Here is a 23,313-nt window from a genome sequence, read left to right as displayed (position 1 = left end):
GCTTATGACAAAAATAGACACAAACCGCCCCTTCCTGCCGGTGCGTATTGCGGTAATGACCGTATCGGATTCCCGCACGCTTGAGACAGATACATCGGGTCAGGCCCTGGTTTCCCGCCTGGAGCAGGCAGGCCATGTGCTGGCAGACCGCACGATTGTGCGGGACGATGTCAAACAGATAACGGAACAGCTGAAGAGCTGGATAAAAGACCCTCTGGTTGATGTGGTGATCACGAATGGCGGCACCGGTGTAACCGGGCGCGACGTGACGCCGGAAGCCTTTGACTGTGTGCTTGAAAAGCGCATCGAAGGCTTTGGCGAATTGTTCAGAATGCTGTCCTACCGCAAGATCGGCACGTCCACCATTCAGTCCCGCGCTGTCGCAGGTGTTGCGGACGGAACATACCTGTTTGCGCTGCCCGGTTCAACCGGGGCCGTCAAAGACGGCTGGGATGACATTCTTGTGTTCCAGCTCGACAGCCGCCATCGCCCCTGTAACTTTGTGGAGCTCATGCCCCGGTTGCGTGAAGGATTGAAGGAGGATCATTCCCATGACTGAAGACGTCAGACTGCTGATGCTGGCAGGCGATTATGTGGAAGATTACGAGATCATGGTGCCGTATCAGGCGCTGCTGATGGTGGGCTACAAAGTGGATGTGGTCAGCCCCGGCAAGAAGGCGGGGGACAAGGTCCTGACCGCCATCCATGATTTTGAAGGGGCGCAGACCTACAGCGAAAAGCCCGGTCATGCCTTCCAGCTCAATGCGACGTTCGATGAGATTGATACGGACGATTATATTGGCCTGATCGTCCCCGGTGGCCGTGCGCCGGAGCACCTGCGCATGCACCCGCGGGTGATTGAGATTGTCAAAGCCTTTGCAGACCGGCCTCTGGCTGCCATCTGCCACGGTGCGCAGCTGCTGGCTGCGGCGGATATCATCAAGGGCCGCAAGGTTTCGGCTTACCCGGCCTGCCGCCCGGAAGTGGAAATGGCCGGCGCAACGTACGCCGATATTCCGGTGACAGAGGCCGTGACGGACGGAGAGCTGGTTACAGCCCCGGCCTGGCCGGCTCACCCGGCCTGGCTGGCCCAGTTCCTCAGCGTGCTGGGCGCGACTGTGACAATATAGTGCATTGGCAGGCTCCTTCCGTTGTGCATCATAGAGAATTGTGTTCAACAGGATGGAGCCTCTTATGAGACGTCTTACTGCCCATTTTATCCCTGCGGTTCTCAGTCTGGCCTGTGCCATGCCGCCAGCCGCAGCATGGGCACAGCAGGCGACCTCCCTCCCGCCAAATGACGCTCCAAGTCCGGCGCCGAACGTGCATCCGGACGTCAGGCTTCCGACCCTCAACACGCCGGTCAGGGTGGAAGACATCAAGGTTTCCGGCAATAAACAGGTCAGCACCGGGGCCATTATGGCTGTGGTGCCGTTCCATGTTGGCAGCATGGTCACGCAGGCGCAGATCACGCAGGGCCTGCAGGATATCATGAAGCTGTACCAGCAGCAGAATGTTGGCGGTAAATTCCACCAGAGCCTTAACCTGGACGGCAAAAGGGTGAAGGTGGAATGGGCCATTGAAGAAACAGGCGGCCCCGCACATTTTGACAAGCCGCTGGTGCTGGAAAGCCTTGGGTTTGACGGCAATCTGCACGTCTCAACTTCCGCTTTGAAACAGGCCGTGCATCGTCAGCCGGGCGAACAGGTTACCCCTGCAACCGTGCTGGCAGATGAGAAAGCTATTCAGGCTTTGTATGTGAAGAAGAATATCGGCGTGACCATCGTGCCGGAAAGCCGCGCTCCCCATAAGGATGAGCGCGTCACGCTGACTTATCACCTGACGGAAAAAGCTAACGATTAAGGCTTTCAGGCCCGAACAGCGGTTCTGAGGTAAATTCAGCGCCGCCTGTTCAGGTCTGCGCCCCCGTTTGTGTGGGGGCAGGTCGTCTTAGTATTCGCTCGCACCCGGACGGTTGAGCATGGCCAGCAGTTCCCGCCGTGTATCAGAGTTGGTGCGGAACACGCCCAGCATCTGGCTGGTGACCATGGACACACCGGGGCGATGCACGCCACGGGTCGTCATGCATTCATGGCTGGACTCAATAATGACGGCCGTGCCGTGCGGCTGCAGGACATCATTAATGGTGTTGGCAATCTGGGCCGTCAGCCGTTCCTGAATCTGCATGCGGCGGGCATAGGCATCCACTACACGGGCCAGTTTGGAAATGCCGACGACGCGCTGGCGCGGCAGATAGGCCACGTGTGCGCGGCCAATAATGGGGGCCAGATGGTGTTCGCAGTGGCTTTCAAAGCGAATATCGCGCAACAGCACGATTTCATCATAGCCTTCAACTTCGGAAAATGTGCGTTCCAGAAGCGTTTTGGGGTCGATCTCGTAGCCCTCAAAAAACTCTTCATAGGCGCGGGCAACGCGGGCTGGCGTATCATGCAGGCCTTCGCGGTCCGGATTTTCCCCGGCCCAGCGGAGCATGGTGCGGATGGCGTCTTCCGCCTCTTCACGGGTTGGGCGGTCAGTCTTGGGCAGAGGGTCGCTCATGCCATTCTCCTGCGGTCTGCATGATGATGAAGCGGTCATGGCCAGTTCGGGTTAATGGATCTGGCGGAACTGGAACGGGCTATCAAGGCTGAAAGCCGGAATGGCAATATCAAACCGTTTACCGGAATTGACATTCCACATCTGGTAAGATCCGCGCATAAAGCCGCCTGCCGTGGTGAGGGAGACGCCGGATGTGTAATCAAACCCGTTCTGCGGACGGATGACGGGCTGTTCGCCTACAACACCTTCACCATGCACATATTCCGTGCGGCCAGCGCCATCGGTAATCTGCCAGGTACGTTCCTTCAGCTGGATGGGGGCTGTGCCGCCATTTTCAATGCGGATGCGATACACCCAGCAATAGACATCCTCGTCCGGTTCAGACTGTTCCGGGAGCCAGAATACCTGCACGCAGACGCGCATATCGTCCGTCACGGCTTCATACATCGGCGCTGAGGCGAAGAGTTCGCTCAGGGCGTCATCATGATCGGGGGACATGGGCGGTGAGTCCGGCCAGTCAGGCATGGGGTGTTCTGCTCCTGCATAAGAATAACATGGCCAGCTTCATGCCATCCGGGGGCATCCCGTAAGACAGACGTCACGGCACAGTCCGCTGGCAGTATCACGAAGCGATTGGATAAGGGAAGCCGCCTGTCTGGTCTGTTGCTGTTCCGGCACAAAGCAGACAGGCGGTGGTCAGGCGTTAGCCTTTGGCGAGTGCTGCCACGCCACGGGCAAGGTCATCAATCAGATCTGCGCTGTCTTCCAGCCCGACGGAGAAGCGGATCGCCCCTTCGGAAATGCCCAGTTTGGCCCGTTCTTCCGCACCAATTTTCATGTGCGTCGTGGTGGCCGGATGGGTGACGAGGGAGCGCGCATCGCCAAGATTGTTGGAGATGGCGATGAGCTGGAGGGCGTTCATGAACGCAAATGCGCCGTCCTGCCCGCCTTCCACTTCAAACGCGACCATGGTACCGCCGCCCGTCATCTGGCGCTGGGCGATGTCATGCTGCGGATGGTCCTTGCGGCCCGGATAGCGCACGCTGACAATGCCGGGAGCCGAGGCAAGATAGTCCGCTACGGCTGCGGCGTTGCGGGTCATGGCTTCCACGCGCAGGGCGAGTGTTTCCAGACCTTTGAGCATGACCCATGCGTTGAACGGGGAGAGCGCGTTGCCGGTATTGCGCACGAATGGCTGGAGCGTTTCTTTAATCCAGTCTTCCTTGCCCAGCACGGCACCACCCAGAACGCGGCCCTGCCCATCGATATGCTTGGTGCAGGAATACACCACCACATCGGCACCAAGTTCCAGCGGCTTCTGGTAGAGGGGGGAGGCAAAGACGTTATCGACAATCACCAGTGCCCCGGCCTTGTGGGCACGTTCTGCAATGGCAGCGAGGTCCAGCACGTCCAGCATGGGGTTGGAGGGGCTTTCCAGCAGCACGGCGGCTGTCGGTTTGCTGAAAGCTTCGTCCCATGCAGCAAGATCGCCGCCGTCTACAAACACCGTTTCCACGCCGTATTGCGGCAGCAGGTTGGCCACAATCCAGTGACAGGAGCCAAACAGCGCGCGGGAGGCCACAACGCGGTCCCCGGCTTTGACCTGAGACAGCAGGGCGGAAGAGACAGCGCCCATGCCGGTGGAGGTGGCCACACAGGCTTCGGCCCCTTCCAGATCTGCCAGACGGCGCTCCAGCGCTGCAACCGTCGGGTTGGCAAAGCGGCTGTACTGGTAGTGGGAGATTTCACCGGTGAAGGTTTTAGCGGCCTGCTCGGCGTTTTCGTAAACAAAGCCGGACGTCAGGAAAAGCGCCTCGCTGGTTTCACCATATTCGGTGCGTTCCAGCCCCGCATGCAACAGGCGGGTGGCGGGGCGCCAGCTTTTGGAAGAGGGTGTCTTGCTGTCACTCATAATGAGGTATCCGGTTCTTTTGCTGTCATACAGCGCAGTGTGACCGTGGAAACCGTGGCGTCGGCACAGCGTCGCCATGGCCTCTTTAGCGCGTTTATTTTACCTCGCCGCAAGCCGGCCGTACAAATCACGAGGTTTTAGCGTGTTTTAACACACCGCAAGCATTTTGTTATGCAAAGGCGGGTTCTGTTCGTCAAGCATCTATCCGCCCGCCTTGCCGCGGCCTCAGCCATGCAGCGGGGGCGGGCGTATTTTAGAGCAATTCCTGCAGGAGCGGCACAAAAGGAATATCCGCGTCCGGCATGGGGTAATCATGCAGGTGTTCCGGGCTCACCCATGCCAGTGTCTGCCCTTCCTTCGGGGTCGGTGTTCCAGCCCAGCGGCGGCACAGATAAAGCGGCATCAGCAGGTCAAACCCCTTGTAGGAGTGTGATGCAAAGGTAAACGGGGCGAGACAGGCGCGGGAGACATCCAGCCCCAGCTCCTCTTCCAGTTCCCGCACCAGAGCAGCTTCCGGTGTTTCTCCGGGCTCGACTTTCCCGCCCGGAAATTCCCACAGGCCTGCCAGACTTTTCCCCTCCGGCCGTTTGGCCAGAAGAATGCGCCCTTCCGCATCAATCAGCGCGGCAGCAGAAACAAGAACGAGCTTGCGGGGAGTAGCGATACCGTCCGCCTGCGTGCCTGCAGGGGTGTCGAGATCATCCCGCGTGGCTTCAAACACCCGCACGGGATGGTCTTTCCCTCGGGCAACAAACATCTGTTTGTCTGTTCCGATAGCCCGGAACCCGACATGCTCAAGAACACGGGCTGACGCAGCATTATCGTCCGCAACCGTGGCGCGCAGGCAGGTAATATCCAGATTGGCCAGAGCCCAGCGGGCCAGCCGCCCTGCAGCAAGGGTGGCAATGCCCCGGCCCCAGTACGTGCGGCCTATCCAGTAGCCCAGCATGCCAACACGCCCAACCTGCGGCACTGTTTGCACACGCAGGCCAACGCAGCCAAGAAAGGTGTCGTTTTCATCCAGAATGGCAAAATGACAGCCTTCTCTGGCCCGATGCATGGAGAGCGTGGACGCAATCCAGTCATCAGCCAGTTCCCGCGGGTAGGGGAAGGGCAGGCGGCTGAGCATGCGCACCACTTCCCAGTCATTGACCAGATTGTGGAGCGCAGGGGCATCATCAGGCAGAAGAGGGCGCAGCCGGTAAGGCGGCGCCTCCAGAACCAGAGACGTGATCTCAGGCATTCACAGCCGGTGCGGCGGGAACACCGCATTCTGCCAGAAGAGCACGCAGGGCGTTAATCACGGGGAAGACTTCCACATTGTGGTCGCCGCCCAGCTCACGCCATGCGTTCTGTTCCAGTTCCACAATTTCGCGGTCTTCCGCAAAAATCCGCTCGGTGAAGGCAACAAGAAACGGCCATGCCAGCTCCAGAACGCCCGGCACTTTGGGGCGCCTGACAGACAGCAGGCCAAAGGTCCGGTTGGTCAGCTCTTCTGCATCCTGCGGGACGTAGACAATCCACAGATCCATCACCGGGTCTTCATCACCCGTCTGGATGCGGAGGGTCTGATACGGATATTCCGTGCGGATGGTCATGACGTCACGATGCTGGAATTTTTCCGAGGAATCGCGGCGTTCGCCAAAAATCAGAGCTTCCCCCAGCGGCTGCTTTCCGCTGGTGCGGGCGAAGGAATAGCGCGCTTCCACCAGACCGGGCTCACGTTTCTGGCCCAGAAAGCGGGGGCGCATCTGGCCCATCTGCTTCATGTGCATGAACTGATGGTTCATATCCATCAGGTTCTCATGCATGAAGCTGTAATGGCACTTTACTTCCTGCCCGAAGAAGCGGGTCTTGTAGGCCGGGTCTCCCACGCGGGCCAGACGCGGAGCCAGCGGCACGGAATCCGCTTTATCCGGGTCTCCGGGGAAGATGAAAATCAGGCCGTCCTGCTCACGGCAGGGGAAGGTGCGCACACCGTTGGGCAGCTTGCCCTTGCCCAGATAGGGCACATCAATGCAGCGGCCGGAGCGGCCATAGGCCCAGCCATGATAGCAGCACTGAACGGACTGACCGCAAACCTTGCCTTTGCTAAGCGGAACCTGCCGGTGCGCGCAGCGGTCTTCCAGCGCAAAAATGGCGCCTTCCGTCGGGCGTACCAAGGCAATGGGTGTGCCGGCATAGCGCGTGCCGATGGTCTTGCCCGGCTTGAGTTCTTTGGACCATGCAACCGGGTACCAGAAGTCCGGATTGGAGCGGATGCGCCGCAGATCCGTACCTGTGGTGTTATTATGCCCCGCGCCAAAAGAGGGTGTGTCGTCTGGTGTGTCAGTCTGAACGGTCTGGTCCATCTTGCCTCTATGTCATGACGTTCGGGGCCGCGTCATCCTGACACTGCCGATTAGCGGATGCATGCAACCGTATATCACACAAAGAGGCAAGACGCAGAGGGAGCGGAATGCCCGGTTATTCTCTTTTTATTTGCAAATTATTCAGAAACTGAATGTCAGGCTGCTTTTGGCGCTGGTCTGGGCATAGGTCCTTCACGCTTCAGCCCATGCCAGGCAATCAGGCTGTCCCCCAGAAACAGAGCCAGCGCCCCCACCGTGCAGGCCAGAGCCAGCCCGAACATAATGACCAGCCAGTTGGCGACGGAGGAATCCCGCACACTGCCCATAAACAGCACAAACGCTGCCCCGCAGGAGGCCGCGCCCCCAAGCCCTCCGGCCAGAATGGCCGTGTCCAGCATCAGGGTGCGGCGGTGCAGGCGAACAAGGTGCTTCTCCAGTGTCTGGTTGCGGTCCGGGTCATCATTATCGTCCGTCAGCAGGGCATTGGCCTGTTCAATATGGTCGGACACGCGGGCCAGACGGGTATTGAACAGGTTGAGCAGCGTGCCGATGCCCGAGAGCATGAAAACCGGCGTCAGCGCGATCTGGATGATATGCGCGACGCTATCAATCGGTTCGGCGGAGATGCCTGCCAAAACGGGAAGGGCCATGAAGCGGAAAATCCTTGCTGCCAGAACAGTGGGCGCGAGTGGAGGATCTAGCGGCTGGAGGCCAGTTCTGCCGTCAGGTCTTCAATGAACTGGAAGGCCACCCGGCCAGAGCGACCGCCACGGGTGATGGCCCATGCATTGGCGCGGGCTGTCAGATCCTCATCGCTGATGGGAAGGGCGCGTTCTCTCGCATAGGTCCGCACCATGTCAAGAAACACATCCTGCGGGCAGGCGTGAAAACCCAGCCACAGGCCGAACCGGTCGGAGAGGGAGACTTTCTCTTCCGTGGCTTCAGACGGATTGATGGCGCTGGCGCGTTCGTTCTCAATCATCTCACGCGGCATCAGGTGCCGGCGGTTGGACGTGGCGTAGAACAGAACATTCTCCGGCCGCCCGGCAATGCCCCCATCCAGAACGGATTTCAGGGCCTTATAGTCGCGGTCTTCTTTCTCAAAAGACAGATCATCACAGAAGATGATGAAGCGGCGCGGGCTTTCCCGCAGCATGGCCAGCAGGTCCGGCAGGGTGGCCAGATCTTCCCGCTGAATTTCCACCAGTGCCACCCGGCCCTGACCGGGGGCGCACGGTTTGCCGTCCACCTGATTGACCAGCGCATGCGCACCCTTAACCAGCGAGGACTTGCCCATGCCGCGAGAGCCCCACAGCATGGCATTGTTGGCGGGCAGCCCCCGGGCAAAATGCTCGGTATTGTCCATTAGCGTCTGGCGCTGCGAGTCCACACCCTGCAACAAACCGGCAGGCACATGGGCCACATGGGCTACCGGCAGCAGCCGCCCGCGCTCGGGGAGCCAGACAAACGCATCAGCCTGATCCACGCCGTCCAGACTTGGCGGCGGAGGGGAAAGGCGCTCCAGCGCTGAGGCAATACGTTCAAGGACGGAGAGAGGGGCGGTATCCATCAGGGGCAGGGTCCATGGTTGTGCCGCCGGGGAACTTCCGGCAGGAAAGGAGGTGGTGCGACGGCTTATCTTCAAGGGATGCTTGACGTGTGAGCCGTGAAAATTATGGTCACGCATCTTAATTACGCAACCAGCCTTTCCGGAAAGCCTGCCATCATGTCCAATTTTCTTATTCCTGCAGCCTATGCCCAGTCCGCCGGTGGCGGGGGTGCTGGCTCGAGTCTGATGTCGTTCCTGCCGTTCATCGGTGTGTTCGTCATCATGTATTTCCTGATGATTCGCCCGCAGCAGCAGAAGCAGAAGCAGCTTCAGAACGAGCTGAAGTCCCTGCGTCGTGGCGACCGGATTGTCACCGCTGGTGGCATTATCGGCATTGTGCAGAAATCCCGGGACGACAGTCAGGAAATTGAGGTCGAAATCGCCCCGAACGTCCGCGTCATGGTTCTGCGCAGCACCGTCACCACGGTTCTGACCAGCACGGCGAAACCGGCGAATGATGTAGCGGACGCTAAGAAATAAGCGTACGGCGCATCAGGCAGCGCACCTTGCGTGCTGTGATAGAAAGCGGGCTTCTGGCCCGCTTTTTTTATGGCCGGGGGGCAAATTAGAGAGGCTCGTCTTCGGCTGCCAGACGAGTGTCCGCCGTGTCGTTCTGGGCAATTTCCTCAGTCACATCCAGAGCCAGAACTTCGCCTGCCATGATGATGCTCAACAGTACCAGAATTTTCAGGCCCAGCGTATCGTTGCTTTGCGGGTGGCCGTGCAGAATATGCAGCACAAGGGGCGTGAGGGCAGGCAGGGGTAAAAGCCAGAAAACCGCCCGCCAGATCGGCTTCTGGATGCGGGACCGATAGAATGTGGCCAGCCTCCGCTCTTTTTTCAGCACGAATTTCAGAAACAGGACGATTGCCGTGCCAATGGCAAGGGATATGAGCGGCATCAGCACAACCGTGGACGCCACCTCATGCCAGTTACAATAGGCCAGCCCGAGCAGGGCTACTCCCACCCAGGATGAAAAATAGATGGCGATGCCGATCAGGGAATAGTGCTTCACAATACGGCCCTCAACTGTCGTTTCCGTGCTTTTACGCTGCGGCTCACTGGTTTCTGTTCTCGGGATGGCAGGAACAGAAAGCCGTTAAGTCACAGTTTTACGACAAAACGATACAAAGCCGTTATAAATAAAATAAGGAGATTTTAGGTCCTGTGGCCAGCCCATACGACGTGAGAGGTTTATAAAAAAGAGACCGGGTCGATATCCACATCCACCCGCACCTGCCGGTCCAGTTTCACTAGCCCCAGCCAGCGGCGCAGGATGGGCTGCACGGCAATGGTTTTACGGGTGCGCAGCAGCAAACGCCGCCTGTGCCGTCCGCGCAGAATGGCCATGGGGGCCGGGGCGGGGCCAAGAACCTGAATGCCCTCCCCATAAGGGGCCACGCGGCCAAGGGCTGCGGCAGCGTCATCAGCAGCTACGGCGGTGTCTGCGCTCACAATTAACGCTGCCAGTCGCCCATAAGGCGGCCAGAATCCGGGGCGTCTCTGCTCGGCTTCCTGTGTCATGAAGGCATCAAAATCGCCCGAAAGGAGGGCCTGCATCACCGGATGCTCCGGCGTGTAGCTTTGCAGAAGCACGCGGCCCGGTGTGCTGGCGCGTCCGGCACGGCCCGCCACCTGATGCAAAAGCTGGATGGTGCGTTCGCCCGCTCGGAGATCACCCCCGCCAAGCCCGAGATCCGCATCCACAATGCCAACCAGTGTCAGATGCGGAAAATGCCAGCCTTTGGCGACAATCTGGGTGCCAATCACCAGATCAACTTCCCGGCGGGAAATCTTGCCAACCGCTTCCGCCGTGGCGGCAGGGCCGCCCAGTGTGTCACTGGCCATCACCAGAATGCGGGCATCGGGGAACAGATGGCGGGCTTCTTCCGTAATCCGCTCAATGCCCGGCCCGATGGGCGTCAGGCTTTGCTCTGCCCCGCAGGAGGGGCAGGCTTCGGGCATAGGTTCTGTATGGTCGCAAAAATGGCAGGAGAGGATTTTGCGGTTCCGGTGCTCCACCAGCCAGGCGGTGCAGTGCGGGCATTCCATTCGGTGCCCGCAACTCCGGCACAAGGTGAGGGGGGCATAGCCGCGCCGGTTGAGGAACAGCATGGCCTGTTCCTTGCGCTCAAAGGTCGCGGTCAGTTCTTCCGTCAAAGCCGGGGAGAGAAACAGGCCGCGGGGCGGGGGATGGTCCCGCATGTCCAGAATACGGGTTTCCGGCAGGGCCGCGCCGCCATGGCGAGAGGGCAGAACCAGATGTCGGTAACGCCCGGCTTCCACATTGGCCAGAGATTCCAGACTGGGTGTGGCCGAGACCAGCACAATGGGGAACCCCGCCAGTCGCGCCCGCACCACGGCCATATCCCGCGCACTGTAGATGACGCCTTCTTCCTGCTTGAACAGGGCCTCATGCTCTTCATCCACAATAATCAGGCCAAGGTTTTTAAACGGCAGGAACAGGGCAGACCGCGCCCCCACAACCACCGTGGCGTTGCCGTCTGCGGTGCCGTGCCATGTCAGACGACGAGCACGCTGGCCGACTTCCGAATGCCAGATGGCGGGCTGCGTGCCAAAGCGGCGGGTAAAGCGCTCCATCCACTGGGCGGAAAGAGCAATTTCCGGCAGTAAAACCAGTGCCTGCTTCCCCTGTTCCAGACAGGCGGCAATGGCTTCCAGATAGATCTCGGTCTTGCCGGAGCCGGTCACGCCTTCCAGCAGCGTGACGGAAAAGCGCCCTTCTGCCACCGTCTGGCGCAAGGCATCTGTGGCCTCAGCCTGTGCGCCTTCCAGCACGGGTAAGTTATGGAGCGGGTCCGGTGCGGCAAAGGCGCGTTCCGGCCCGAGGGGGACGAGTGTGAGGGCACCGGCGTCTGCCAGACCTTTCACCACGCCGGGGCCAACGCCTGCGGCGGTTGCAAGGTCCGTGGTGGTGCGGGCCATGCTATCGGCCAGCAAGCTCAGCACTTTCTGGCGGGCAGGGGTCAGGCGTAGTCCATCCGGCTGGGGGGAGGCCGCCAGCCAGCCCGTGGAGGGTGTGGGCACGCCGCGCATATGGAGCCGCAGCGTCATGGCCAGCACCATGCCGGGGGCAGAGAGCGTATAGGCCGCCACCCAGTCCACAAAGCGTCGCAGTTCGGCAGTGAGTGGCGGTAGTTCCAGCCGTTCCGCCACAGGGCGGAGTTTCGCTGCATCCACAGTGCGCTGGGGTGGGGGCGCGAATTCCGGCGGTAGAGAACTGGTGGCATCCCACACCACCCCGGTTTGTCGGCGGTGGCCGAGGGGAACCGTCACAATATCGCCGGGTTGGAGCGCCATTTCCGCCGGCGCGGCATAATCAAATGGACCGGGGAAGGGCATGGGCAGCAGCACGGACACTCTCAGGCGTGCAGACCCGGCAGTAGAAGCCGGAGGCCGGGCAGGCTGAGGAGAGGGAGAAGGTGCAGGCGCCATGGGGTTCTATGTAAGCGGAGGTCCGGTTAAAGAACAGTGCTTGCGAAACCATAAAAACTCTGAACAAGTCAGCAGGGCATTCAGAGCATGCTGAAGAGTGCAGATCTGTTTGAGAGGGTGCGATGACAGCGGAAGAAGCCGTCCAGAAATTTCTGGAGTGGATGGCGACGGAAAAGCGGGCATCTCCCCTGACCATTGAGGCCTACCGGGCGGATCTGGCGCGGTTTCTGGGTTTCATGACCGGGCATCTGGATGGCCTGCCGGACATGGCCGGGTTGGCGCGTATCAGCCTGAGAGATTTTCGTGCCTGGCTGGCGCAGGAACAGGCCCGCTCCGCAGCATCCCGCACTCGACAAAGCACACCAGACCGGGCCGCCCGTACACGGGCGCGGCGTGTGTCGGCTGTACGGTCCTTTTTCCGGTATCTGGCCCGCAGGCAGGGGGTGGAAAATCCGGCTGTGGCCCTGCTGGCGACGCCCCGCAGCAAAAAACCTTTGCCGCGCCCCCTAAGTGTGACGGACGCCAAGGCGGTGCCGGAAGATATAGCAGCCTTAGCCCTGACACCCATGGCGCAGCAGCGGGATGGGACTTTGTTCCTGCTGCTCTATGGGTGCGGGCTGCGTATTTCCGAGGCGTTGAATCTCAATATTTCCGACCTTGGTACGCTGACCAGCAGCGGTGTTCTGCGTATTAAAGGGAAGGGTAATAAGGAGCGTCTGGTGCCCGTGCTGCCCGCTGTGCAGCAGGCGCTGGAGACGTGGCGCAAGCGGCATCCGTCTCCGTTGCCAGAGTCGCCACTGTTCCCCGGTGTGCGGGGGGGGCGGTTGCAGGCCGGTGTGGCGCAGAAAGCCATGCGCGAATGGCGGGCGCTGGCCGGGTTGCCGGATCATGTGACACCGCATGCTCTGCGGCACTCTTTCGCCACGCATCTGATGGAAGGCGGCGCGGATTTACGCGTCATTCAGGAGCTGCTGGGGCATGCCAGCCTGTCCACCACACAACGATACACTCTTGCGGATGAAGCGCGCCTGCTTGATGTGTGGAGCCGCGCGCACCCGCGTGCGCAAAAAACTGCTCAGCCGAGAGAAGGAACACGAGACTGATGACCGAGGCCCTGCGCGCTCCCTGGCCCGCTATAGACCCTTACGCCCACGGCTATCTGGATACTGGAGAAGGGCACGAGATCTATTGGGAAGAATGCGGCAACCCGCATGGTATCCCCGTAGTGTTTCTGCATGGTGGCCCCGGTGGCGGATGTTCCCCCGCACAGCGGCGTCTGTTTGACCCGTCCCGTTATCGGATTGTGCTGTTTGACCAGCGTGGCTGTGGTCGTTCCAGACCGCATGCTTCGCTTGAGAATAACACCACATGGCATCTGGTAGCGGACATTGAACGCCTGCGCGTTTTCTTTGGTATTGATAAATGGGCGGTTTTTGGTGGCTCATGGGGTTCCACGCTGGCGCTGGCCTATGCCCAGACGCACCCGACCCGTGTGACGGCCCTGATGCTGCGCGGCATCTTCACGCTGCGGAAGGCTGAGCTGCTCTGGTATTATCAGGAGGGAGCGTCCTGGCTGTTCCCGGATAAGTGGGAAGATTTTCAGGCGCCCATTCCGCAGGCAGAGCGTGGGGACATGATGGCGGCGTATCGCAAGCGTCTGGTCTCTGATGATGTGGGCGTCCGGCAGGAAGCGGCTGTGGCATGGAGCGTGTGGGAAGGGCGTACGCTCACCCTGCTGCCAGCCCCCGACATTGAAAACCAGCATGAAGAGACCGATTATGCTCTGGCGTTCTCACGGATTGAAAACCACTATTTCGTGCATGGGGGCTGGCTGGAAGAAGGCCAGCTGATCCGCGATGTGGATCGCATCCGGCATATTCCAACCGTCATCGTGCAGGGGCGTTACGATATGGCGACCCCGGTGCGTACCGCGTGGGATCTGCACAAAGCCTGGCCGGAAGCAGACTTCAAACTGATCAACGCCGCTGGCCATGCGTTGTTTGAACCCGGCATTCTCAGCGCATTGCTGGATGCCACAGACCGCTTTGCGCGGGAATTAGGCTGATCATGCGCACACGGGCAGTTCAGGCAGCACTTCTTACCGCATTCTGTGCGGCGGCCTCACCTATGTTTTTAACGCAGGCGGCCACTGCTGCGGAAGGGCTGTGCCATCATGAACGGATTGCCCGTGTGCCTTTGCATGATGATCTGGGGTTTCTGAACATCCCGGTCGAAATCAACAAACATGCGGCGCGTATGATTGTTGATACCGGGGCAGAGGGCAGTCTGCTCTCCCCCGAGGCTGCCGAGGGTTTTGACGTGCAGCTGGACCCGTCTGTTCATACCCTCATGCAAGGCACGGGCGGCGTCGGGCGGATGGTGCCAAATGGTGTGGTGCGGTCCCTCACACTTGGCGGGCTGGAAACCGGTCCTATTTCTATGCCTGTGGGGGATCTGCCGGGAAAGCCTGTCACGCAACCTCCGGTTGAAGGTCTGGTCGGAGGAGATCTGCTTTCGCACTATGATGTGGAATTCAATGTTGCCGAGGGCTGGCTGACTTTCTGGTCCGTCAAAAGCGGTTCTTCCGCCTGTGCCGGGCCGGTGGACTGGCATGTGATTTATCGTGCCGTGCCGCTAGAGTCCGCCGGGAGACGTGTGATTGTTCAGGTTCTGCTGGACGGCATGCCGGTGCGTGCTCTGGTGGATAGCGGGGCTCGATCCCGTATTCTGTCAGACAAAGCCGCTGAAAGGCTGGGGGTTACGGCCCGCACTTTGGCGGCGGACCCGGGTGGCCTGACCAGTGGCGTGGATGGTCACCGGCAAGTCTATCACTGGCATAAGTTCCACACATTCCAGATCGGGCAGGAACAGGAAAAAGCTCCGGTTCTGACGGTGGCGCCCATTCATGATTCTGTGGATATGCTGCTGGGGTCAGACTGGTTTGCAGCGCACCGTGTCTGGATTTCGTATCAGACGGGCATGCTCTACGTTATGCCGGCGCTCAAGCGGCGCGATTAACGGCGGGCTTTGAGAAAAACCGGGGCACCTTGTGGATGCCCCGGTTTTTGAATCAGCCTGCTTTGAGGTGGGTGTTGCACTGGCTGTAATAGCCACCACCTTTCTGGATCCATTTCAGGCTGCCATTGCCGGTGCTGGCTTTATTAGCATTGTACTGATCAAGGCAGGTCTTCATGCGGGCTTTCCCGGCGCTCAGCTTGGCATACTGCGGAGCAACAGCGCTCGGGAAGACAACACCAGCCGTTGTGGCGGCAGCTGCCGGAGCTGCTGTGCTGGCTGCGGTTGGTGCTGTTGCCGGGGCAGCGGGAGCAGCCTCTTTCGCGGTTTCTGCCGGAGTTGCTGCGGTCGTGGCAGGCGTTGCGGCAGCATCACATTTAGCAGCTTTGAACTGCTTGTAGCTCTGGCCATCCAGTGTGCCGGCGGTACGGGCCGCAGCAAAGCTGGCATGACATTCCTTTGCGCTCAGGGCATGAGCAGCCGGAGCGGAAAGGGCGGTGGCACAGCTCAGAGCCAGTGCTGCAAGCGCAAAGCGAGCGGAAGATGTCATAAGGAAAAAACCTCATCCAAATACCAGGGCTGGAAGATGCAGCACCATGCCGCAGCGCCCTGACTATCGTTACATCTTATGATGAATAAATGTGTTTGGAAAAGGGTTATCCCCAACCAGCGTTGGTCCTTTACCTCATCATGCTGGCGGCAGAGCCTCATCTTCGCTGATACGGATTTTTTATCACCGGGGAATGCTTGTCAGAAAAAATGCAAAGGAGTGATCCAACACGGGAAGCACACTGAAAAAGCCGCATAAAAGAAACCCCTTCCGGCACAGAGGCAGGAAGGGGCTCAAACAGCAGAACGATGAAAATGAGGAGAGGGTTAGTTGATCCGCTCTCCATGCAGAGACATGTCCAGCCCTTCCAGTTCTTCATCCGGTGTCACGCGCAGGCCCATGGTCAGGTCAATGGCCTTCAGGAGAACAAAGGAGATGATGCCGCACCACAGAATAGTGACGATAACCGCTTCCCCCTGAACCATGAACTGATGCAGAGAGCCGGTAATGCCAGTCGGATTAGCGTCCGTGGCGGAGAGCGGACCGTAAGCAAACAGCCCTGTCAGCATGGCCCCGACAATGCCGCCCACACCATGCACGCCAAAGGCATCCAGACTGTCATCATAGCCCATCACGTGCTTCAGCGATGTGGCGCTCCAGTAGCAGATTACCCCGGTAATCAGGCCGATGATCAATGCGCTACCCGGCAGCACAAACCCAGCGGCTGGCGTAATGGCCACCAGACCGCCCACAGCCCCGGAAATTACACCCAGCACGGTCGGTTTGCCGCTACGCAGCCATTCAACGAGCATCCAGGCCACACCAGCTCCGGCAGCTGCAATCTGCGTGGTCGCCATGGCCATGGCGGCACGACCGTTCGCCCCGACAGCTGAACCAGCATTAAAGCCAAACCAGCCGACCCAAAGCAGAGATGCGCCAATAATGGCGTAGGTCAGATTGAAAGGGGAGAGATCATCCTGCCCGAAGCCTTTACGTTTACCCAGCACAAGAGCGCAGACAAGCCCGGCAATACCGGCATTGATATGTACGACGGTGCCGCCTGCAAAATCCGCAGTGCCGAGACCGGCCAGCCAGCCCATAGGGCTCCAGACCCAGTGCGCGATCGGTGCATAGACCAGCAGCGACCAGAGAATAGAGAAGATGCACATGGCGCTGAACTTCATACGCTCTGCATACGCGCCGGAAATCAGGGCGGGGGTGATGATGGCGAACGTCATCTGGAACATCATGAAGAGGCTCTCAGGGATCGTCATCGTCGTGGCATTGGGAGAATCCGCCCCAAGCGTGAAGGCAATATCCGCCCCGTTCTGGATATGCGCACCAATCCCGTTCAGGAACATGCGAGACGCGCCACCAATCCACGGTGTGCCGGTGGTAAAGGCCAGAGAATACCCTGCCACCATCCAGACAATGGACATGATGCAGCACAATGCAAACGACTGCATCAGCGTAGCCAGCACGTTCTTTTTACGCACCATGCCCGCATAAAACAGCGCCAACCCAGGAATGGTCATCATCAGCACAAAAGCAGTGCTGACCAGCATCCAGGCGGTGTCTCCGGTATCAATGGCGGGAGCGGTGTCGGCTGCGTGAGCTATGCGAGGACTTAAAAAGAAGACAACACTACCAGCTAAAGCGGATAACGCTGTAAGCTTGCTAAAGACACTTGCACGAGGTGAACCTGTTAAAAACCTCGAGTTCATTGATCTGGAGCTCCGTGTGAATTTTACCATAGATTTCTAAGGTAAGATGATTCGATTTGGTATCATATTTAAAACCATAATTATAGGTTGGGTAAAATGATTGATATGATTTCTCAAGCTCAATTAACGTCGTGTTGTGAGGTTGAGGGGAAGTAGTGAAATCTGGAGAAATCGAAGAACCGTTGATTGATATTGTGGCTGCCTGCTTTCAGGCATGATTAAGAATGATTGATGGGTTTATCGACATTTTTGCTCAGTTTTTTAGGCAGGGGAGTGGTTGTTCCATTTTGCATTGCTATACTGCATACTGATTTGCTAGCGAAAGAGGAATTGGCGCATATTGTAGACGATAGTGGTCAGCCCGATTCTCACGGTTGCACGGGCAATACCACTGTTCGGCTCAACAGCCCCGTCTGTGATTTCTGATCAGTAAAGACATGCTCGACAAGGAGCTGAACGACGGATTTTCCAGCAATTGACTGATAGGCGGTGTCGCCGATATGATTTCCAAGATCCGAAGAAGCAGTTTGGATCATCGAGCAAATCATAGTTTCCGGATCTGTCTAAAGCTTCCTCTAAAAGAATTGAGGAGAAAATTAGCACAGTGAAGCCATAAAGTATAATCCGTATTTGACGGAAATACTAATGGCTTAACTGATGAAGTGCCTGAAATTTATCAAGTCAATAAATATTTATACATATATATCAATTTTTCTGAGATGCAAAGCCTCGTGTTGCTTGTATATGATCAGCCGTAAAAATTTTGCTTTATGCGCTTCCTTAAAGTCAATAAAGAATAAACCTGATGTTCTCAATATAGATACATTCTCTGAATTTTCTTGTATTTTTGCGATTTCTATAAAATTATCACCATCTGTAGAAATTTCCACCGATAAGGGAAATATTCTATAAGAGCAATGCAAATCATCGCATCTATTGTAAATAGCAAGAGCTCGCAAATTTATCTCTTCTTCGAATTGTACTATCCACCATGGATTTTTTTCAAAATTTGTATGGAATGCATAGTCACGATATTCTGCTTGGGATAAGGCATTTTTCGCATCGTCATCGACGTTTAGGCCATGTGAAGATTCACAAACAGAACTTTGTGTGACGTGATTAAATTTAGAAATTTTAGTATAAATATTATCATAATGATCTATGGCGACCTTTTTGTATGGTTCATATCCTCGCATCTTGCCGATTTCATTATAATGATGCTGTGCATCTACATAAAAACCTTCACTAATTTCCCAAGCTGACAATATATATTGAGAAATGTACCAATCTTCATCTACGTTTTCATAGTGTACATTTTTCTTTCTTTCAACTAAACTCTTGTTTTTAGATAAAAAGCGTGCAAAATCTTGTGGAACTTCCTTGAAGAGGGGGTGAATTTTCTTAATTCTATGAAAATATCTATCTTCTTTTTCCCCTTTAATAATGGGGAATAAGTAGTATTTATACCTAGAATCATTAACAGGTAGAAGATTTACATCGCATCTAGCATACCCATTCATTACATTTGGATGCAAAAGACCAAGTATAGGATAATAAATTTCCAATGCTTCAGATAGCCAAGCATTCACCCAAGAAAAAGTACTAATGGCAATGCAAATTCGACTTGCTGCTCTAAGCCGCACCATGTCCCGTAATGCGCCGCCGCTGCTTACAAATCGAGCATAAGGAAAATTTATTTTTAGTTTTTTAACATAATACGATTCATCTATTTGCCCCATAAAAACAGGATGATATCCTGTACGCTCGACTAAATATTTATAAAACGATATAGGCACAAGAGGGTATGCCCATATCCCGTTGCATATCTCGCCGGCTCTAATATTGATTAGAATTTCATTGTCTGCAATATGTAAATCATTATCTATTCCAAGAATATCGAAAGAGTTTTTATAGTGATCTCTATCCAATAAAAAGCTATAATGCTGAAAATAGCCATCTAAAACGATATTATTTATCCCATTATTTTTTATTTTATCTGCTATTTCATGTATATTTTTTATTTCATTGTCTCTTAAAATAAGAGAATCTTCTGAATTCAGTAGTTCCTCATGCATATTGCTATTAAATTTATATCCAAAATCTGGACACAAATGATTATAGAAAAATATCTTTCCTGAATATTTCTCTAAAGTCTTTGCAACCATCATCTGTATAATTTGATTGCCAACATTTCCTAACGGAGTGATGGAGCAAATTATATCTGTTTTCATACTACCTTTTATCTCCATAAAACTCTCAGTAGAGCATGATTTAAAAATTTTTTAGTGATGCCAACATAGTATGCTTTTTATTCATTTTTACGAACAGATTACAAGGAATATTAGCATCGACTGATTATGATTTGGCTACTATAGCAAAGGAGCCGTTTAACATCTAGAGTTAGGTTTTGTTGACAAAAGACGGTAGCCACAGTTTTACGGCTGCTGGGTTAAGAAAGGCGAGGAACGATTTTCTTGTCTTGTCTTGTCTTGTCTTGTCATGGCGTGTGGCGATACGTCGGAACTGCTTCAGCTTGTTGAACATCCGCTCGATACGGTTGCGATCTCGATAACGACGGAAGTCGCAGGGGATATCCTCTGTCCGGCTCAAACGCAGCGGAATAACAGGAAGAATACCTCGAAAAAGCAGGCTCTCCCGTATCCTGTCACTGTCATACCCCTTATCGGCCAGAAGTCGGCGCGGTGTCACGGTCGGTAGATGGAGGAATCGAAGAACCGTTGGTTGATGCGCTTGGCTCGTGATTTCAGGGGGGGGGGAGTATCGCCACCGGGAGGGGCACGCGCTCGCGTTCAACCTCTCGAGGAAGAGGAAGCGGCGCATGTTGTAGACAATATTGGCCAGCCCGATCCTCATTGTGGCCCGGGTGATACCCACTGTTCGGATAAACAGCCCGGTCTGTGACTTCTGGTCAGCAAAGACATGCTCGACCCGCGATCGGATGACCGATTTTCCAGCATTCGATTTCCGGATATGTCGGGGCATCGGTTTGAGATGCGGCTTTTTCCTGTGGACCTTCGAGACGAAACCCTCCTTGTCCATGAAGTCCTCATTGGCTTTCGAGCGATACGCCGTGTCAGCCCACACCGTTGATGCCGTATTGGTTTTATCCAGCAGTCCCTCTCTCAATCGCGTGCCATCACTGGCGGCGGCATCCATCGTCTTCCATTTCCGGATGAACCGAAACTTCCGGTCGATGGAGACGTGGGATTTGTAGCCAAAGAATGGGATCGCGAGATCCGTTGCGGGGATCGTTCCGTCATCCTGCCGTTTTGCTTTCGTGAACTTCAGCGTCCAGCGTGCATGACGATCCTTATGAGACAGCTTTGAGGGCTTGTCCTGCCAGTCCTGTGGGATCCGTCCTGCCCGAATATCCGCCTTCTCCGCGTTGGTATTGCGCTGCTTGGGAGCGGCCACCAGCGTGACATCCAGGATCTGGCCTGACATCGGGAGATAACCAGCGCTCCGCAGGGTTGCATCAAAGCGATTGAACAGACTATCGACCGCACCCGCCTGTGTCAGACGCTCACGGAACAGCCAGACCGTTTTGGCATCAGGCACGCAATCTGAAAGCCCCAGACCAAGGAAACGCATGAAAGACAGGCGGTCGTTGATCAGATATTCCGTTCGCTCGTCGGAGAAATTGTTCAGCGTCGGGATGACCAGAATCTTGAACATCAGCACCGGATCGAACGGGGGATGACCGCCTCGGCTCCTGTCTGAATAGGCCAGAGCCTTCTCCAGACCAGGGCGGAACACCTCAAAATCCACAGTCCGGGAAAACGCCTCGAACTGATCGCCGGGCCCACTTAACCGGGCAAGCCGCTCGTCACATCACAGAACCCGGTTGCTTCATGAGCCATCCCCCCAATCATCACACAGGGTATGGAATCACAGCCAACAGTCAGAGCCAAGGGGTTTTCGAACCCTCCAGGTGCTGTCTTGGCGCCTGTCGAACACGATGGATGCGGAATTCTGCATCGAGGCTCTGCGGGATGCGCTGACGCGCTACGGCGCGCCGGAGATTTTCAACACAGATCAAGGCACGCAGTTCATGACGCATCGGTTTACCAAGGTGCCGGAAGAACGCCGTATCCGTATCAGCATGGACAGCCGCGGCCGCCGGCTCAACAACGTCTTCATCGAGCGTCTGTGGCGGTCGTTGAAATACGAATGCGTCTATTTGCAGGCGTTCGAGACCGGATCGGAGCTACGGGCCGGGCTTGCCGGGTGGATCGCCCATTATAACGGGCAGCATTCGCACTCGGCACTGGCTGGACGCACGCCCGATGAGGCGTATCATGACGTGCCGACACCATCTGGTATGGGGTTAACCCCCGACCAGATGGCTAACAGCAGCGCCGTTAGAACGGCGGCATAACGACAACCGGATATAGCTTATCAAGCCCACAAAACTGTCCGAACAGACGGGTCCATCTCTATATGCCCGGTAATGAAGTCTGGCTGATTGGCGAGCACCGTTCCACCGGAGAACGGAAATACTATCTGTCCAATCTGCCTGCCGACACCTCTCTCAGGCTGCTGGCCGCTGCAATCAAGGAGCGATGGGTCTGCGAACAGGCGCATCAGCAACTCAAGGAGGAACTGGACCTCAATCACTTTGAGGGGCGATTATGGACAGGCCTGCACCGATACGCCCTGATGTCCATGATGGCCTACGCCTTTCTCCAGTCCCGGCGCCTCACGGCGGTCGGGCGGAAAAAAAAGAGTCGGCGGCCCACCATCACAGCCCAGCCTGCCAGCAATACGACAGGCCATTCTTGATCGCATCCTGCGACCACCCATCGGGCAATGCCCGCACTGTGGAAACCTTCTACTCCAGACGCCGCAACACATTCTGCCAAAGTAGTGCTTGGGCCTGTTAGCACTTGATCCAGTCTGCTGCGACAGCGATGTGGATGACTGCGAGGAACGACGTTGCTGTTTTTTCGTATCGGGTTGCGACGGCGCGCCACTCCTTGAGGCGAGCCCAGAGGTTCTCGACAAGATGTCGACACCGATAGGCCCATTTTGGGCAGGCGACCGGCCCATCGCGTCGTTTCGCAGGAATGGCGGGTCGGACTCCAGGGCAAAACCAACAGCCTTTCCATGCCCGTCTGCTATCACGCAGATTTTTGTGCCATAGCCGCCGCGAGAGCGGCCAAGTGCTCCACGATGGTCTCGTTCTTCAAAAGAGCCCCTTTTTTTGGGGCTCCCGCCGCCTTGTGGTGAGCTCTGATATTCGTGCCATCCAGAAAAGTCATGCCGAGTGCTACTCCCTGTTGTTCCTGAATCAGTGCGAGCAGGCGTTCCCACACCCAGCTTCGTCCAGCGGATGAAAAGCTGGGCCGCTCGCCACCACGGCCCTAGTTCAGCGGGGATGCTCCACCATTTCGCGCCATTCTCATCACGCCAGAAAATTGCTGCTATCGTACGCCGCAGATCATGGGGCTGCGTCTTGCCCCTTAGGAGAACCGCCTCAATCAGAGGTTCCCAGATCGCCCATGTCTCGTCCGTAAAGGTGCCTCTTCTGTCTCCTTCTTCCATCCCTACAATATGGGAAGAAATTCAAGATCTAACAGGCCCTAGTTCAATCCATAGTGACAGATATAGATGGTATTGTCGTAAGCGCAGAATATCCTGTTTGGGCGTCCTATGTATTGCGCGTGAACGGTTATAAGTATTCCAATCGGATTGTGTTCGAGCTGAGCGGCGAAGGTGGGGCTCTTGACCCTGCGTCTAAGCCTAAGCCTCCAGTATCGCCGTATCAGATGCTTGAGTAGCACTGCTGTTATGGTAATCCGGCAGGCCGACAATATCCTTATGGTGTCAAACTGTAACGTCCAATCCTGCCCCGATTTGCTAATTCGTTCTCGCGTCTCGCATGGCCTTGTCCATCCAGAAATCACAGATAGAGTTGTTGATCCGTAATGTGGAGATCGGAACCAGTTATCATGAGAATCGGTCAGCCGATATCGGCATAATATGCGCCGCTTTTGCTTCTTTGAGTCAATCAGTACAACAGTTATAGCCATTCAGAATGGAGAGATCACCGCCCTGCCTAAAAATAGAGCGAAAAATGTCGACAAACCCATCTATCATTCTGAACTGCGCCTAAA

General features: G+C 56.4%; 19 protein-coding genes, 6 pseudogenes and 1 riboswitch. Of the genes and pseudogenes, 9 read left to right on the top strand and 16 right to left on the bottom strand.

Annotated features, from left to right (window positions below; genetic code table 11):
- The first annotated feature begins 4 nt into the window (after window positions 1-4).
- The 3 genes from moaB to ACHQGU_RS10945 all read left to right on the top strand — a co-directional run bounded on the left by moaB (window position 5) and on the right by ACHQGU_RS10945 (window position 1,863).
- Window positions 5-559 (top strand): molybdenum cofactor biosynthesis protein B, encoded by a 555-nt coding sequence (gene moaB / locus ACHQGU_RS10955; protein ID WP_043550490.1) that lies wholly within the window; start codon window positions 5-7, stop codon window positions 557-559.
- On the top strand, window positions 552-1,130 hold the full coding sequence (locus ACHQGU_RS10950; protein ID WP_215754663.1) for a DJ-1/PfpI family protein: 579 nt from the start codon (window positions 552-554) through the stop codon (window positions 1,128-1,130). Before moaB ends, ACHQGU_RS10950 begins: the two co-directional genes overlap by 8 nt.
- A 64-nt stretch (window positions 1,131-1,194) precedes the next feature.
- Window positions 1,195-1,863 (top strand): POTRA domain-containing protein, encoded by a 669-nt coding sequence (locus ACHQGU_RS10945; RefSeq protein WP_062141712.1) that lies wholly within the window; start codon window positions 1,195-1,197, stop codon window positions 1,861-1,863.
- Between the two features lie 87 nt (window positions 1,864-1,950).
- On the opposite strand, the gene folE is transcribed toward ACHQGU_RS10945, so the two are convergent.
- The 7 genes from folE to ACHQGU_RS10910 form a co-directional block, all read right to left on the bottom strand.
- On the bottom strand, window positions 1,951-2,559 hold the full coding sequence (folE, locus tag ACHQGU_RS10940) for a GTP cyclohydrolase I FolE (protein WP_062141713.1): 609 nt from the start codon (window positions 2,557-2,559) through the stop codon (window positions 1,951-1,953).
- A gap of 51 nt (window positions 2,560-2,610) precedes the next feature.
- Entirely contained in the window at window positions 2,611-3,084 is a 474-nt protein-coding gene (gene apaG, locus ACHQGU_RS10935; RefSeq protein ID WP_043550495.1) for a Co2+/Mg2+ efflux protein ApaG, read from the bottom strand.
- Window positions 3,085-3,262: 178 nt separating this feature from the next.
- Entirely contained in the window at window positions 3,263-4,471 is a 1,209-nt protein-coding gene (gene metZ / locus ACHQGU_RS10930) for an O-succinylhomoserine sulfhydrylase (protein WP_395495034.1), read from the bottom strand.
- Window positions 4,472-4,535: 64 nt separating this feature from the next.
- Window positions 4,536-4,615, bottom strand: a riboswitch (SAM riboswitch).
- Window positions 4,616-4,724: 109 nt separating this feature from the next.
- On the bottom strand, window positions 4,725-5,714 hold the full coding sequence (locus tag ACHQGU_RS10925; RefSeq protein WP_395495033.1) for a bifunctional GNAT family N-acetyltransferase/(deoxy)nucleoside triphosphate pyrophosphohydrolase: 990 nt from the start codon (window positions 5,712-5,714) through the stop codon (window positions 4,725-4,727).
- Window positions 5,707-6,822 (bottom strand): aromatic ring-hydroxylating dioxygenase subunit alpha, encoded by a 1,116-nt coding sequence (locus tag ACHQGU_RS10920; protein ID WP_062141717.1) that lies wholly within the window; start codon window positions 6,820-6,822, stop codon window positions 5,707-5,709. The genes ACHQGU_RS10925 and ACHQGU_RS10920 overlap by 8 nt, the downstream gene beginning before the upstream one ends.
- 155 nt (window positions 6,823-6,977) lie before the next feature.
- A complete protein-coding gene (locus ACHQGU_RS10915) occupies window positions 6,978-7,472 on the bottom strand; it encodes a DUF2721 domain-containing protein (RefSeq protein WP_215754659.1) in 495 nt (164 codons plus the stop codon).
- Window positions 7,473-7,519: 47 nt separating this feature from the next.
- Window positions 7,520-8,392 (bottom strand): ATP-binding protein, encoded by an 873-nt coding sequence (locus tag ACHQGU_RS10910; RefSeq protein WP_061505512.1) that lies wholly within the window; start codon window positions 8,390-8,392, stop codon window positions 7,520-7,522.
- A 153-nt stretch (window positions 8,393-8,545) separates the two neighbouring features.
- Between ACHQGU_RS10910 and yajC the strand changes: the two genes are divergently transcribed.
- Complete coding sequence (yajC, locus tag ACHQGU_RS10905; protein WP_197056220.1) at window positions 8,546-8,911, top strand: preprotein translocase subunit YajC; 366 nt, start codon at window positions 8,546-8,548, stop codon at window positions 8,909-8,911.
- An 85-nt stretch (window positions 8,912-8,996) separates the two neighbouring features.
- Here yajC and ACHQGU_RS10900 read toward each other — a convergent pair whose 3' ends face one another.
- Entirely contained in the window at window positions 8,997-9,446 is a 450-nt protein-coding gene (locus ACHQGU_RS10900) for a hypothetical protein (protein WP_395495032.1), read from the bottom strand.
- Window positions 9,447-9,625: 179 nt separating this feature from the next.
- Window positions 9,626-11,887, bottom strand: a complete 2,262-nt coding sequence (locus tag ACHQGU_RS10895) for a primosomal protein N' (RefSeq protein WP_395495031.1) — start codon at window positions 11,885-11,887, stop codon at window positions 9,626-9,628.
- Window positions 11,888-12,009: 122 nt separating this feature from the next.
- Between ACHQGU_RS10895 and ACHQGU_RS10890 the strand changes: the two genes are divergently transcribed.
- Genes ACHQGU_RS10890 through ACHQGU_RS10880 form a run of 3 tightly spaced genes read left to right on the top strand, consistent with a single transcriptional unit; the run spans window position 12,010 to window position 14,905 of the window.
- Window positions 12,010-12,990, top strand: a complete 981-nt coding sequence (locus ACHQGU_RS10890) for a tyrosine recombinase XerC (RefSeq protein ID WP_062141721.1) — start codon at window positions 12,010-12,012, stop codon at window positions 12,988-12,990.
- Entirely contained in the window at window positions 12,990-13,952 is a 963-nt protein-coding gene (pip, locus tag ACHQGU_RS10885) for a prolyl aminopeptidase (protein ID WP_215754655.1), read from the top strand. Before ACHQGU_RS10890 ends, pip begins: the two co-directional genes overlap by 1 nt.
- 2 nt (window positions 13,953-13,954) lie before the next feature.
- Window positions 13,955-14,905: a retroviral-like aspartic protease family protein gene (locus ACHQGU_RS10880; RefSeq protein ID WP_395495030.1), complete on the top strand. Its 951-nt coding sequence runs from the start codon at window positions 13,955-13,957 to the stop codon at window positions 14,903-14,905.
- Between the two features lie 52 nt (window positions 14,906-14,957).
- Here the strand turns inward: ACHQGU_RS10880 and ACHQGU_RS10875 are convergent, their stop codons facing one another.
- The 6 genes and pseudogenes from ACHQGU_RS10875 to ACHQGU_RS10850 form a co-directional block, all read right to left on the bottom strand.
- Window positions 14,958-15,452 carry a hypothetical protein gene (locus ACHQGU_RS10875; RefSeq protein WP_395495029.1) on the bottom strand — a complete coding sequence of 165 codons (495 nt, stop codon included), beginning with the start codon at window positions 15,450-15,452 and terminating at the stop codon, window positions 14,958-14,960.
- Between the two features lie 326 nt (window positions 15,453-15,778).
- Entirely contained in the window at window positions 15,779-17,176 is a 1,398-nt protein-coding gene (locus tag ACHQGU_RS10870; RefSeq protein ID WP_395495028.1) for an ammonium transporter, read from the bottom strand.
- Between the two features lie 315 nt (window positions 17,177-17,491).
- Window positions 17,492-17,658, bottom strand: a pseudogene (locus tag ACHQGU_RS10865) (IS5/IS1182 family transposase); the annotation flags it as partial.
- A gap of 210 nt (window positions 17,659-17,868) precedes the next feature.
- Window positions 17,869-19,407, bottom strand: a complete 1,539-nt coding sequence (locus tag ACHQGU_RS10860; RefSeq protein ID WP_395495027.1) for a discoidin domain-containing protein — start codon at window positions 19,405-19,407, stop codon at window positions 17,869-17,871.
- A gap of 169 nt (window positions 19,408-19,576) precedes the next feature.
- A pseudogene (locus ACHQGU_RS10855) lies at window positions 19,577-19,876 on the bottom strand (transposase); the annotation flags it as partial.
- A 120-nt stretch (window positions 19,877-19,996) separates the two neighbouring features.
- Window positions 19,997-21,025 (bottom strand): annotated as a pseudogene (locus ACHQGU_RS10850) (IS5 family transposase); the annotation flags it as partial.
- Between the two features lie 94 nt (window positions 21,026-21,119).
- Between ACHQGU_RS10850 and ACHQGU_RS10845 the strand changes: the two are divergent.
- Both ACHQGU_RS10845 and ACHQGU_RS10840 read left to right on the top strand, forming a co-directional pair.
- Window positions 21,120-21,575, top strand: a pseudogene (locus ACHQGU_RS10845) (transposase); the annotation flags it as partial.
- A gap of 59 nt (window positions 21,576-21,634) precedes the next feature.
- Window positions 21,635-22,087, top strand: a pseudogene (locus ACHQGU_RS10840) (IS701 family transposase); the annotation flags it as partial.
- Here the strand turns inward: ACHQGU_RS10840 and ACHQGU_RS10835 are convergent.
- Window positions 22,077-22,741 (bottom strand): annotated as a pseudogene (locus ACHQGU_RS10835) (transposase). The pseudogenes ACHQGU_RS10840 and ACHQGU_RS10835 overlap by 11 nt on opposite strands.
- Window positions 22,742-23,313 lie beyond the last annotated feature (572 nt).

The sequence above is a fragment of the Acetobacter sp. KSO5 genome (genome assembly GCF_044094635.1).
Lineage (GTDB): Bacteria > Pseudomonadota > Alphaproteobacteria > Acetobacterales > Acetobacteraceae > Acetobacter > Acetobacter cerevisiae.
This window is presented reverse-complemented; position numbering and strand designations above follow the sequence as displayed.